The sequence below is a fragment of the Nocardioides sp. FY1077 genome (genome assembly GCF_058681775.1).
The window spans coordinates 201,770-214,472 of record NZ_JBZWDB010000002.1; the positions used below are offsets into that span (position 1 = coordinate 201,770).

10 protein-coding genes are annotated in these 12,703 nt (G+C 74.4%); 5 read left to right on the plus strand and 5 right to left on the minus strand.

Features of this window, described 5'->3' with window-relative positions; genetic code table 11:
- The first annotated feature begins 17 nt into the window (after positions 1 to 17).
- From AC4OR8_RS05880 to clpB, 3 genes are all read left to right on the plus strand, one after another.
- Positions 18 to 1,328, plus strand: a complete 1,311-nt coding sequence (locus AC4OR8_RS05880) for a hypothetical protein (protein WP_492164605.1) — start codon at positions 18 to 20, stop codon at positions 1,326 to 1,328.
- Between the two features lie 4 nt (positions 1,329 to 1,332).
- Positions 1,333 to 2,322: an Abi-alpha family protein gene (locus tag AC4OR8_RS05885; RefSeq protein ID WP_492164606.1), complete on the plus strand. Its 990-nt coding sequence runs from the start codon at positions 1,333 to 1,335 to the stop codon at positions 2,320 to 2,322.
- 141 nt (positions 2,323 to 2,463) lie between these two features.
- Entirely contained in the window at positions 2,464 to 5,061 is a 2,598-nt protein-coding gene (gene clpB / locus AC4OR8_RS05890; RefSeq protein WP_492164607.1) for an ATP-dependent chaperone ClpB, read from the plus strand.
- Between the two features lie 145 nt (positions 5,062 to 5,206).
- On the opposite strand, the gene AC4OR8_RS05895 is transcribed toward clpB, so the two are convergent.
- The 4 genes from AC4OR8_RS05895 to AC4OR8_RS05910 form a co-directional block, all read right to left on the minus strand.
- Complete coding sequence (locus AC4OR8_RS05895; protein WP_492164608.1) at positions 5,207 to 5,701, minus strand: SigE family RNA polymerase sigma factor; 495 nt, start codon at positions 5,699 to 5,701, stop codon at positions 5,207 to 5,209.
- Positions 5,698 to 6,549 carry a hypothetical protein gene (locus AC4OR8_RS05900; protein WP_492164609.1) on the minus strand — a complete coding sequence of 284 codons (852 nt, stop codon included), beginning with the start codon at positions 6,547 to 6,549 and terminating at the stop codon, positions 5,698 to 5,700. Before AC4OR8_RS05900 ends, AC4OR8_RS05895 begins: the two co-directional genes overlap by 4 nt.
- Before the next feature lie 65 nt (positions 6,550 to 6,614).
- The gene (locus AC4OR8_RS05905; RefSeq protein ID WP_492164610.1) at positions 6,615 to 8,060 is read right to left on the minus strand and encodes an FAD-binding oxidoreductase; all 1,446 of its coding nucleotides are present in this window, start codon (positions 8,058 to 8,060) and stop codon (positions 6,615 to 6,617) included.
- A 25-nt stretch (positions 8,061 to 8,085) separates the two neighbouring features.
- Complete coding sequence (locus AC4OR8_RS05910; RefSeq protein WP_492164611.1) at positions 8,086 to 9,000, minus strand: AEC family transporter; 915 nt, start codon at positions 8,998 to 9,000, stop codon at positions 8,086 to 8,088.
- A 74-nt stretch (positions 9,001 to 9,074) separates the two neighbouring features.
- On the opposite strand from AC4OR8_RS05910, the gene AC4OR8_RS05915 reads away from it, so the two are divergent.
- Positions 9,075 to 10,013, plus strand: a complete 939-nt coding sequence (locus AC4OR8_RS05915) for a 2-hydroxyacid dehydrogenase (RefSeq protein ID WP_492164612.1) — start codon at positions 9,075 to 9,077, stop codon at positions 10,011 to 10,013.
- Between the two features lie 23 nt (positions 10,014 to 10,036).
- On the opposite strand, the gene AC4OR8_RS05920 is transcribed toward AC4OR8_RS05915, so the two are convergent.
- A complete protein-coding gene (locus AC4OR8_RS05920; RefSeq protein WP_492164613.1) occupies positions 10,037 to 11,374 on the minus strand; it encodes an alpha-hydroxy acid oxidase in 1,338 nt (445 codons plus the stop codon).
- A gap of 72 nt (positions 11,375 to 11,446) precedes the next feature.
- Between AC4OR8_RS05920 and AC4OR8_RS05925 the strand changes: the two genes are divergently transcribed.
- A complete protein-coding gene (locus AC4OR8_RS05925; RefSeq protein WP_492164614.1) occupies positions 11,447 to 12,565 on the plus strand; it encodes an L-talarate/galactarate dehydratase in 1,119 nt (372 codons plus the stop codon).
- The last annotated feature ends 138 nt before the right edge of the window (positions 12,566 to 12,703 follow it).

The following is a 12,703-nucleotide window of genomic DNA, read 5'->3' on the forward strand; positions in this document are numbered from 1 at the left end:
ACGAAGGGGTGCTCTCCGTGCAGTCGCTGCTTGACGTGCTGGCCCACTGGGTCGACGACATCGAGTGGGTGCACTTCCTGACCATCCCGGTCTTCACCGGCGTCATCGGCTGGCTGATCAACTGGTCGGGGCTGTGGATGCTGTTCAGCCCGGTGCGGTTCCACGGCGTGCGGGTCCCCGGCATGCGCGAGGTGGTGAGCGTGCTGCCGCGCAAGGTGCAGGAGATCCCGGGGCTGCTCCAGGGCGGGCTCGGCTGGCAGGGCATCATCCCGGCGCGCGCGGCCAAGATGGGCAGCATCGCCGTCGACAAGGCGATCGCGAAGCTCGGTACGCCGGCGGAGTTCTACCAGCAGCTCGAGCCCGACCAGATCGCCGCCCACATCGTCGCGGTCTTCCGTCCCGAGCTGCCCCAGCTGGTCGACGACGTGATGCGTCGCGAGCACCCGCGGCTGTGGCGCGACCTGCCGCGGCCGGTGCGCCGCGCGGTCGTGGAGCGCGTCGACGCCCAGCTGCCGACGGTGGTGGGCCGGGTGACCGACGAGATCGGCACCCACATCGACCAGCTGCTCGACCCCAAGATCATGGTGATCGACCACTTCCGCGACAACCCGTCGCTGGTGGTGCGGATCTTCCGCGACTTCGGCCAGCGCGAGCTCAACCTGATGGTCACCTTCGGCTTCGTGTTCGGCTTCCTGCTCGGCATCCCGGTGGCGGTGGTCGACTCGATCTTCGGGCTGTGGTGGCTGCTGCCGGTGCTCGGCGTGGTGGTCGGCTGGGTGACCAACGCGCTCGGCATGTGGCTGATCTTCGAGCCGCCCGAGCCGCGCCGCATCCTCGGCATCCGCGTGCAGGGGCTCTTCCCGCGCCGCCAGGACCAGGCCGCGGAGGTCTACGCCCGCATCATCGCCGAGGAGGTCATCACCCTCGAGCGCATCGGCGACTTCCTGCTCGACGGCCCCGGCGGCGACCGCACCCGCGCCATGCTCGCCACCTCGCTGCGTCCCGCGATCGACCTGGCCGTCGGCCCCGCGCGCGGCGCCGTGCGGGTGGCGGTCGGCCCCGACCGCTTCGACCACATCCGCGACTCCGTCGCCCAGGACCTCGTGGGCCGCACGCTCACGCCGTTCCGCGACAAGGAGTTCAGCCGGCGCCAGGCCGACAAGATCCGGGTACTGGTGTCACGCCGCACCAAGGACCTGCCCCCGCGCGACTTCGTCGAGATGATGCGCGCGGCCATCAAGGAGGACGAGTGGATGCTCTACGCCCACGGCGCGATCATGGGACTGGCCGGCGGGTTCCTGCACCTGTGGATCTTCGGGGTCGGGTGACCGCGTGAGCCACGTCGACCCCCGCGACCCCCGGGCCCCCCGCGACCCCGACGACCCGTTCCGCCGTCCCGACGACGAGACCGGGCTGGTCGGCCGGCTCGGCCCGGCCGTCGAGGCCCTGCCCGGCCTCGGCCGGGTCGCGGCCACCGCGGCCTGGCACACCACCGGCTGGGGCGTGCGTACGTCGGCACGCACCGGCCGGCGCTTCCTGCGCGCCGTGCGCGACCCCGACGAGGCGGCCGCGCTGGCCAAGGACGCCACCCAGGCCGCCACCGTGGTCGGCGACCTGACCCGCTCGGTCTCCTCCGGCACGCCGGTGGGCCGCGCGCTGGTCGACGCCGCGGAGGCGCTGGGCGAGATCGTGGTGAGCGAGCCGGTGGTCGTCACCGGCCACGTGCACCACCCCGGCGACGGTGACGACGAGCAGCCGGCCACCCCGGCCACCCTGCGCGAGCGCGGCGCCGAGCTGCTGGAGCGCTCCCGCGACGTGTGGGACTCCGGGCACTCCCACCCGGCGTACGCCCGCATCCTGGGCGAGCTCGCGCCCGACGAGGCGCGCCTGCTGCTGCTGCTCCTGCGCGGCGGGCCGCAGCCCAGCGTCGACGTGCGCACCGGTGGGCCGATCGGCATGGTCAACAGCCAGCTGCTGGCGCCCGGCCTGACGATGGTCGGGGCGCGGGCCGGGGTGCGCTACCAGGACCACGTGCCGGCGTACCTGAACAACCTGTTCCGGCTCGGGCTGGTGTGGTTCTCGCGGGAGTCGCTGCGCGACCCGATGGAGTACCAAGTGCTGGAGGCGCAGCCCGACGTGCTGGAGGCGATGCACTCGGTGCGGTTCGCGAAGGTCGTGCGCCGCAGCATCCACCTCACGCCGTTCGGGGAGGACTTCTGCCGCACCTGCCTGGTCGACGAGCACACCGCGGTGGTGGAGTTCCCGGCCCACGGCGTGCCCCCGGAGACCGAGGGCGGGGACACCCCCAGCACCGCCCCCTGAGGGTCGGGCCCACGTCGTCGATCCCGCCGCTGACCTGGCAGAATCGGACAAGGCTGAGCGGAACAGGCTCAACTCCTGCCGCGTTGCACAGGACGACCCCCACGCCAGCACCAGCCACCTCACGGTGAGGAGACGCGACCCATGAGCCAGTTCGGCGCCGAGAAGTTCACCACCCGCAGCCGGGAGGCCGTCGAGGCCGCCCAGCTGTCGGCCACCACCTCCGGCCACATCGCCACCGAGCCGATCCACCTGCTGGTCGCGCTGCTGGGCCAGCAGGACGGCACCACCCGCAGCCTGGTCACCCGGGCCGGGGTCGACGTGCAGGCGCTGGTCGCCGGCGCGGGCGCCGCGCTCGAGGCGCTCCCGCGGGCCAGCGGCGCCACCGTGCAGCAGCCGGGCGCCGCGCCCGCGCTGACCCGGGTGCTGGCCGGCGCCCTCGACCTCGCCCGGTCGATGAAGGACGACTACGTCGCCACCGAGCACCTGCTGATCGCCCTGGCCGGCACCGAGTCGAGCGCCCAGCAGGTGCTCCGCGACGTCGGCCTGAGCGAGGCCGGCCTGCGCGACGGGCTCACCGCTGTGCGCGGCAGCCGCCGGGTGACCAGCCAGGACGCGGAGTCGACGTACGAGGCGCTGGAGAAGTACTCCGTCGACCTCACCTCCGCCGCCGAGGACGGCCGGCTCGACCCGGTGATCGGCCGCGACGCCGAGATCCGCCGCGTCGTGCAGGTGCTGAGCCGGCGCACCAAGAACAACCCCGTGCTGATCGGCGAGCCCGGCGTCGGCAAGACCGCCGTCGTCGAGGGCCTGGCCCAGCGCGTCGTGGCCGGCGACGTGCCCGACTCGCTCAAGGGGCGCCGGGTGCTCAGCCTCGACCTCGCCGCGATGGTGGCCGGCGCGAAGTACCGCGGCGAGTTCGAGGAGCGGCTGAAGGCCGTGCTCGAGGAGGTCAAGGACGCCGGCGGGCAGGTCATCACGTTCATCGACGAGCTGCATACGGTGGTCGGCGCGGGCGCCGGCGGCGACTCCGCGATGGACGCCGGCAACATGCTCAAGCCGATGCTGGCGCGCGGTGAGCTGCACATGATCGGCGCGACCACCCTCGACGAGTACCGCGAGCGCATCGAGAAGGACCCCGCGCTGGAGCGCCGCTTCCAGCAGGTGTTCGTCGGCGAGCCCAGCGTCGAGGACACCATCCAGATCCTGCGCGGCATCCAGGAGAAGTACGAGGCCCACCACGGCGTGCGGATCACCGACGCCGCGCTGGTGGCCGCCGCCACCCTCTCCGACCGCTACATCCCCGGACGCCAGCTGCCCGACAAGGCCATCGACCTCGTCGACGAGGCGGCCTCCCGGCTGCGCATGGAGATCGAGTCGTCGCCGGAGGAGGTCGACCAGCTGCGCCGCCAGGTCGACCGGCTGAAGATGGAGGAGTTCGCACTGGCCAAGGAGAGCGACGACGCCTCCGTGGAGCGGCTCGCCGTGCTGCGCGCCGACCTCGCCGACCGCGAGGAGGAGCTGCGCGGGCTCGAGGCGCGCTGGGAGAAGGAGAAGAGCTCCCGCGAGGGCGAGGGCGACCTGCGCCGCCAGCTCGACCAGCTGCGCATCGACGCCGAGCGCCTCCAGCGCGAGGGCGATCTCGGGCGGGCCAGCGAGATCCTCTACGGCCAGATCCCGGCGCTGGAGAAGGAGATCGAGGCCGCGGCCGCCGCCGAGAGCGGCGAGGTCGACGGCGTGGAGCCGCTGGTGGGCGAGGAGGTCGGCGCCGAGCAGGTCGCCGAGGTCGTGGAGGCGTGGACCGGCATCCCCACGGGCCGCATGCTCCAGGGCGAGACCGCCAAGCTGCTCGAGATGGAGCAGGTCATCGGCCAGCGGCTGATCGGCCAGCGCGAGGCGGTCACCGCGGTCAGCGACGCCGTGCGCCGCTCGCGCGCCGGCATCGCCGACCCCCACCGCCCCACCGGCTCGTTCCTCTTTCTCGGCCCGACCGGCACCGGCAAGACCGAGCTGGCCAAGTCGCTGGCCGACTTCCTCTTCGACGACGAGCGCGCGATCGTGCGCATCGACATGAGCGAGTACAGCGAGAAGCACTCGGTGGCGCGCCTGGTCGGTGCCCCTCCCGGGTACGTCGGCTACGACGAGGGCGGCCAGCTCACCGAGGCCGTGCGGCGCCGTCCCTACTCGGTGGTGCTGCTCGACGAGGTGGAGAAGGCACACCCCGAGGTCTTCGACATCCTGCTGCAGGTGCTCGACGACGGCCGGCTCACCGACGGTCAGGGTCGCACCGTCGACTTCCGCAACACGCTGCTGGTCCTGACCAGCAACCTCGGGTCGCAGCACCTCGTCGACCCGCTGCTCGACCCCGCCGTGCGCCGCGAGTCGGTGATGGCGGTGGTGCGGGCCTCCTTCAAGCCGGAGTTCCTCAACCGTCTCGACGAGATCGTGCTGTTCGACGCGCTCACCCGCGACGAGCTCACCCACATCGTCGACCTGCAGCTGACCCTGCTGGAGCAGCGGCTGGCGGTGCGCCGCATCGGCATCGACGTCACCGACGCCGCCCGCACCTGGCTCGCCGACACCGGCTACGACCCGGCGTACGGCGCCCGGCCGCTGCGCCGGCTCGTGCAGTCGGCCATCGGCGACCCGCTGGCGCGGATGCTGATCGGCGGCGAGGTCGTCGACGGCGGCCGGGTCTCCGTCGACGTGGCCGACGACGGCCTGGTCCTCACCGTCGCCTGACCGCCTTTCGTCGGTCGAGCAGGCCTCCGGTTCGTTGGTCGAGCAGGGGAGGCGCCCTTCGAGACGCTCGCTGCGCTCGCTCCTCAGGGACCACGCCAGCGCCGAGCCGTATCGAGACCCCGGCGCGAGCGCCGGTCGACCCGAGTCAGCTCCGCGTCAGCGTCTCCTGCAGCCGCTCGAGCCCCCGCGAGGTGTGGCTCTTGACGGTGCCGGCGGAGATGCCGAGCTCGCGGGCGGTCTCCTCGACCGACAGCCCCAGCCAGTGCCGCAGCAGCACCGTGCGGCGTTGCATCAGGGGCAGCGCCTGCAGGGCGTCGAAGAGCGCCGAGCGCTCCTCGACGGGCAGCGGCTCGCGGGCGGCGGGGTCGTGGCCCTCGAGGCCCTGGCGCTCGCGGCGCCACGGGCGCCGGGTCGCGTCGATGGTGGCGGTGACGATGATGCGCCGCGCGTACGCCTCCTCGCTGCCGTCGCGGTGGAGCCGGGGCCAGGCGACGTACAGCTTGGTCAGTGCGTCCTGCAGCACGTCGTCGGCCTGGTGCCAGTCGCCGCAGACGGCGTAGGCGACGCGGCGCAGGTGGGTGCGCCGGGCGGTCACGAAGGCCACGAACTCCGCCTCCCGCGCCTCGCGCCTGCGGCTCACAGCAGGCCCTCGCCGGAGGCGTAGCGCGAGCGGGCGTCGGCCAGCAGCTCCTCGAAGGTCCGGCCGACCGTCTCGCGCGGGCGGGTGGTGATCACCTCGAGCTCGCCGCGGGTGACGCGCCACACGACGAAGTAGACGACGCCGTCCTCGCCGGCGCGCACCCGTGCGGCGCCCGTCGTGGCGCCGGGGGCGGCGAACGTCGCACCGAGGCGCGGGTCGTCGGTGCGCTCGAGCACCTCGCTGCCTGCGCTGGCGACCACGGTGGAGGCGTCGGTGAGGCGCACGGTGTCGGGCCAGCCGTTGCCGGCCGTGCTGTAACCGGACTGGTCGGCCACCCAGTCGGCGAAGCTCGCCCAGCCGGCGCTCGGCTCGCTGGTGGTCGAGCTCGCCTGAGGGCCGGTCTGGAGCAGGACCCACGACCGGGTGCCGTCGTAGGTGACGTCGAAGGCGTCGGAGCGGTGCGGCGGGTCGAGCCGCAGCGGGTCGGCGATGCGCTCACGCACCTCGGCGCCCGGGCGCACCTCCACCTCGCCGTCGCGGTAGCGCACCGCTGTCCCGCCGGTCCAGCCGTCGGCCGACGCCGTGTTGGTGGGCGGGGGCGGGGTGGTCGGGGCCACCGGGCCCGGGCTGGGCGTGGGGTCGACCGCCACCAGCCCCGTCGCCTCGCGCGACGCCTCGCTCGTCGCCATGAGGCCCGCGGTGCCGAGCACCACGACCGCGCCGACGCCGGCCAGCGAGGTCGCGGCCCGGCGCAGCCGCAGCGCTCGTCGTCCGGCCGCGACGTGCTGCTCGACGGGCCGGTGCTCCGGCCCCGTCCCGAACGACTGCTCGATCTCGTTGTGCCACATCTGCTGTCCGCCTCCCGTGGTCGCACCGTGTCACGTGGAGAACGGGACGACCACCGGATCGGTTGTCAGGTGGCGTCGGCGGGGTCGGCCGCGACGACCACGCCGGGGTTCATCAGGCCCCGCGGGTCGAGCGCGCTCTTGACCGCGCGCATCAGGTCGCGCTCCACGGGGTCGGCGTAGTGGTCGGCGAGCGCGACCTTGGCCGAGCCGAGGCCGTGCTCGGCGCTGATGCTGCCGCCGAGGGCGACGACCTCGTCGTAGATGACTGCCGAGAGCCGCTCGGCGTGCTCGAGCAGCACCGACGGCGGCGCGCCGACGGGCCCGGAGAGGTTGTGGTGGAGGTTGCCGTCGCCGACGTGGCCGTAGGTGACCCGACGTACGCCGGGCAGCACCGCCTCCAGCGCCCGGTCGGTGGCGGCGACCAGCGCGGGGAGCGCGGCGATCGGCACGGTGACGTCGTGCTTGAGGCTGGGCCCGGCGGGGTTCTGCGCCTCCGAGATGCCCTCGCGCAGCAGCCACAGCCCGGCGCGCTGGGCGGGGGAGCCGGCCACCACCGCGTCGGCGAGCACCCCGCGCTCGGCGGCGGCGCCGAGCAGCGCCTCGAGCCGGTCGTCGAGGCCGGCGGGGGAGGTGGCGGCGAGCTCGACGAGCACGTACCAGGGGTGCGCCTCGGCGAAGGGGTCGCGTGCGCCGGGCTGGTGCTCGAGCACCAGTCCCACCGCCTCGCGGGCCACCAGCTCGAACGTCGTGAGCTCGCCCGCGGCGTGCTCCTTGGCCACCCCGAGCAGGTCGACCGCGGCGGCGACGTCGGGCACCGCCACCCAGGCGGTGGCCCGCGCGGGCGTGGCGGGGAAGAGTCGCACGGTCGCGGCGGTGATCACGCCGAGGCTGCCCTCGGCGCCGACGAACAGCTGGGTGAGGTCGTAGCCGGTGTTGTCCTTGCGCAGCGCGCGCAGGCCGTGCCAGATGCGTCCGTCGGGCAGCACGACCTCGAGGCCGAGCACGAGCGCGCGCATCATGCCGTAGCGCAGCACGGCGGTGCCGCCGGCGTTGGTGGCCAGCACGCCGCCGACGGTGGCGCTGCCCTCCGAGCCCAGCGAGAGCGGGAAGAGCCGGCCCGCCGCGGCGGCGACCTCCTGCAGGCCCTGCAGGGTCAGCCCGGCCTCCACCGTGGCGGTGTCGCCGACCGGGTCGACCTCGCGCACCGCCCGCATCCGGCCCAGCCACAGCACCAGCTGCTCGCCCGAGGCGTCGGGCACGGCGCCGCCGCACAGGCCGGTGCCGCCGCCCTGCGGCACCAGCGCGACGCCGGCCTCGTGGCACAGGCGCACGGCGGTCACGACCTGCTCGGTGGAGGCGGGACGCAGCACGGCGGGGCTGAGCCCACGGTGGGCGCCGCGCCAGTCGACGAGGTGGCCGGCGACGTCGTCGGGGGCGTCGGCGGTGCGGACGACCCCGGCGGGGCCGAGCGCGGCGGTGAGGTCGTCGAGCAGGCGGTCGGTGACGGGCACGGGTGCTCCTTGGTGGGGGTGTGGGTCAGCCGAGCAGGAGGGCGATCAGCAGCGCGACCGGCAGGCAGCCGAGCGTGGTGACCAGCACGACCTCCCGGGCCAGCGTCTCGCCGACGCGGTAGCGGGTGGCGTGCAGGAAGATGTTCTGCGCGGTCGGCAGGCCCGCGACGATCACCACGCCGAGCAGCGCCTGGCCGTCCAGGCCGCAGGCCGACCCGACGGCCCACGCCACGACCGGCATCACGCCCAGCTTCAGCACGGTGGCGGTGACGACCTCGCGGCGCTGCCCCGCGCGGCCCAGCGGCGGGCTGAGCCGCAGCGCCGCGCCGTACGACAGGAGCATCGCGGGGATGGCGAGCCCGGCCAGCAGCGTGACCGGCTGCATGACCACGTCGGGCAGGCGCCAGCCGGTGACCGCGAGCAGCAGCCCGGCGAACGACGCGATGGTCAGCGGGTTGCTGGCCAGGCGCAGCACCACGGTGCGGGCGTCGGTGTCTCGCCCGGCGCGGCGGTCGAGCCAGGCGAGCGCCAACGGCTGCACCAGCAGCACCTGCACGAGCAGCGTCGGCACCACCACGGCGGCGTCGCCGACGACGTAGGCCCCGACGGCGATGCCGAGGTTGCCGGCGTTGACGTACGACGACACGAGCGCGCCGATCAGCACGTCGCCGCCGTCGTTGCGCCACAGCAGCCGCGAGACGAGCGCGAAGACGAGGAAGCAGGCGGCCAGCGAGGCCGCGGAGGCGACGACGTTGGCGGCGGTGTCGCCGCCGATCTCCAGGCCGCTGATCGTGACCAGCATCAGCGCCGGGGTGGCCACGAAGAACGACACCTCGGCCAGCGTGCGCTGGGCGCGCTCGTCGACGACGCCGCGGTGGGCCAGCAGGGCGCCCACGCCGATCACGGCGAGGATCGTGGTGAAGCCGGTCAGCAGGTCCACGGGCGCTCCCCGGTCGCTCGGCGATGCCCGGACGGCACTGGACGATGCCCCACGGCGCTGCCTACGGTCCGGCGGTGGAGAACCCCCAGGTGGTCATGGTCGGCCCGCTGATGCCCGACCTCGTCGAGGCCCTGCAGGAGCGGTACGGCGCCCGCCCGCTCGAGGAGGTCGCCGCGCCGGGCGCGGGCGTGCGGGTGGCGGTCACGACGGGTCGCACCGGCGTGCGCGCCGACACCCTGGAGCGGCTGCCCGACCTCGGCGCGGTGGTGCACTTCGGCGTCGGCCACGACCGCACCGACCTCGACGCGCTCGCCGCCCGCGGCGTGGTGGCCTCCACGACCCCCGACGTGCTCACCGACTGCGTGGCTGACACCGCGGTGGGCCTGGTGATCGACGTGATGCGCGGGCTCAGCGCGGCCGACCGGTTCGTGCGCCGCGGTGAGTGGGCCTCCGGCGAGGGCGGCGGCGCCTACGCGTTCCCGCTGTCGCGTCGGGTGAGCGGCGCACGGGTCGGCGTCCTCGGCCTGGGCCGCATCGGCAAGGCCGTCGCCCGGCGCCTCGAGGGCTTCGGCTGCGCGGTGTCCTACACCGGCACCCGCGCCCAGGACGGCGTGGCGCTGCCGTACGTCGACGACCTGGTCGAGCTCGCCCGCGGCGTCGACGTGCTGGTGCTGACGTGTGCGCTCACCGACCGCACCCGCGGCGCGGTGGACGCCCGCGTGCTCGACGCGCTGGGCCCCGACGGCTTCCTGGTCAACGTCGCGCGTGGCGCGGTGGTCGACGAGGACGCGATGGTCGCGGCGCTCGAGGCGGGCCGGCTCGGCGGCGCCGGGCTCGACGTGTTCAGCCAGGAGCCGCAGGTGCCCGCGGCGCTGCTCGGGCGCGACGACGTCGTGCTGCTGCCCCACCTGGCCAGCGGCACCGTGGAGACCCGGGCCGCGATGCGCGACCTGGTGCTGGCCAACGTCGCGGCGTACCTCGACGACGGCTCGCTGGTCTCGCCGCTGCCCTGACCCCGGCTCCGGGCGGCGGCGGGTCACGCCGGCCGCAGCCGCACGTGCTCGTCGGTGATCGAGGCGACGTCGGGGGTGCCGAGCAGGCACATCGTGCGGCGCATCTCGGCCACGAACAGGTCGAGCGCGGTGTCCACGCCGCGCTGCCCGCCGACCATGAGGCCGTAGAGGTAGGGCCGCCCGACCAGCACGGCGCGGGCGCCGAGCCCGAGCGCGGCCACCACGTCGGCGCCGTGGCGCACGCCGGAGTCGACGTACACCTCGGCGCGGTCGCCCACGGCCTGCACCACGGGGGCGACCAGCTCGAGCGGGGCGGGGGACCGGTCGAGCTGGCGCCCGCCGTGGTTGGAGAGCACGACCGCGTCGGCGCCGGCGTCGATGCAGGCCACGGCGTCGCCGACCGAGAGGATGCCCTTGACCACCACGGGCCCGCCCCACTCCGCCTTGATGCCGGCGATGTCGGCGGGGCGCAGCGACTGCTCGCGCAGCTGGTTCGACATGCCCCAGCGCCCGTACGGCGAGCCCTCGGGGAAGGTCGCGAAGCGCAGCGGCTCGGTGGTCAGGATGTTGGACACCCAGCCGGGGTGGCGGGCCAGGCCGGCCAGGGTGCGGGCGGTGAGCCGCGGCGGGATCGCGAAGCCGTTGGCGACGTCCTTGCGCTTGAGGCCGGTGACCGTGGTGTCGACGGTGATCATGATCGCCTCGAAGCCGGCCTCGCGGGCCTGGGCGACGTGGTCGCGGGTCACCGCGCGGTCCTTCATCACGTACAGCTGGAACCAGTTGCGCCCGCCGGGCGAGGCGTCGGCGACGGCCCCGGCCGAGGCGGTGGCGTACGTCGAGAGCGTGTAGGGCAGGCCCGCGGCGGCGGCCGAGGCGGCCACGGCCCGCTCGCCGGTGTGGTGGCTGAGCCGGGTGTAGCCGGTGGGCGCCAGCACGATCGGCGCGGCCGCGGGGCGCCCGAGGACGGTGGTGCTGGTGTCGGGCTCCGGCACCTGCCCGAACGTCGTGGGCCGCAGCTCCACCCGGTCGAAGGCGGTGCGGTTGCGCCGCAGCGACACCTCGGTCTCGGAGCCACCGGCCACGTAGTCCCACACCGCGGCCGGCACGCGCCGGCGCGCCATCCGCTCGAGGTCGTCGATGCTCAGCGCGCGCGCCAGGCGGCGCTCGGTGGGGTCGCGGTGGGTCTCGCGCAGCTGCAGGAACGGGCGCAGGTCGCCGTAGCGCGGCACCTGCCGGGCCGGTCGCGGCAGCGGGGCCGAGCGGGCGACGCGGCGTACGGGGTCAGGGGAGACGTCGGGGTCGACCGCCGCGCTGGTCTGGGGCGTCACCTGCGGTCCGGGGGTGTTCGGTGCCTGGGTCACTGGTGCTCCTCCGACTCGTACGATAAGTTCTCACTCATCATACAAGTTGCACCACGACGAGGGGAACCACCCGTGACCGACGCGATCCGCAGCCTGAAGCTCAGCCACGTCGTCCTGCCGCTGGAGACGCCGGTGAGCGACGCCAAGGTGCTCACCGGCCGCCAGAAGCCGCTGACCGAGACCGTCCTGCTCTTCGTCGAGGTGACGACCGAGGACGGCTTCGAGGGCATGGGCTTCAGCTACTCCAAGCGCGCCGGCGGCCCGGCGCAGTACACCCACCTGCGCGAGGTGGCCGAGGTCGCCATCGGCCAGGACCCCTCCGACATCGACCGCATCTACCAGTCGCTGATGTGGGCCGGCGCCTCCGTGGGCCGCTCGGGCGTGGCCACCCAGGCCGTGGCGGCGCTCGACGTCGCGCTGTGGGACCTGAAGGCCCGCCGCGCCGGCCTGCCGCTGGCCAAGCTGCTCGGCTCCTACCGCGACTCGTGCGCGGTCTACAACACCTCGGGCGGCTTCCTGCAGGCCTCGGTGGAGGAGATCAAGGAGAAGGCGACCGCGTCGCTCGAGATGGGCATCGGCGGCATCAAGATCAAGGTCGGCCAGCCCGACTGGCGCGAGGACCTGCGCCGCGTCGAGGCGATCCGCGACCACCTCGGCGACGGCCCGATGATGGTCGACGCCAACCAGCAGTGGAGCCGCGCCCGCGCCCGCCGCATGTGTCGCGAGCTCGAGGCCCACGACCTGGTCTGGATCGAGGAGCCCCTCGACGCCTGGGACGCCGTCGGTCACGCCGACCTCTCCCGCGTCTTCGACACCCCCATCGCCACCGGCGAGATGCTCACCTCGGTGCCCGAGCACCTGGCGCTGCTCGACGCGGGCTACCGCGGCATCGTGCAGCCCGACGCCCCCCGCATCGGCGGCATCACGCCGTTCCTGCGCTTCGCCACCCTCGCCTCCCAGGCCGGCCTGGCCCTCGCGCCGCACTACGCGATGGAGATCCACCTCCACCTCGCCGCGGCCTACCCGACCGAGCCGTGGGTCGAGCACTTCGAGTGGCTCAACCCCCTCTTCGAGGAGCGCGTCGACATCCACGACGGCCGCATGTGGGTCCCCGACCGCCCCGGCCTCGGCTTCACCCTCTCCGACCAGATGCGCGCCCTCACCCAGGACTCCGTCACCATCGGCGCCTGACCCCGCCACCTCGCTGGTCGAGCGCGCCCGCTCGTTGGTCGAGCAGGGCGCGCAGCGCCCGTATCGAGACCTCGGTACGCCGGGCACGCTCGCTCCTCGCGGTGGTTGAGGAGCGAGCGCCAGCGAGCGTCTCGAAAC

What these genes read in the sequence shown, in the direction of transcription:
- clpB (WP_492164607.1), top strand. Translation starts at nt 2,464, where the DNA reads ATGAGCCAGTTCGGCGCCGAGAAGTTCACCACCCGCAGCCGGGAGGCC.
- AC4OR8_RS05900 (WP_492164609.1), bottom strand. Translation starts at nt 6,549, where the DNA reads ATGTGGCACAACGAGATCGAGCAGTCGTTCGGGACGGGGCCGGAGCAC.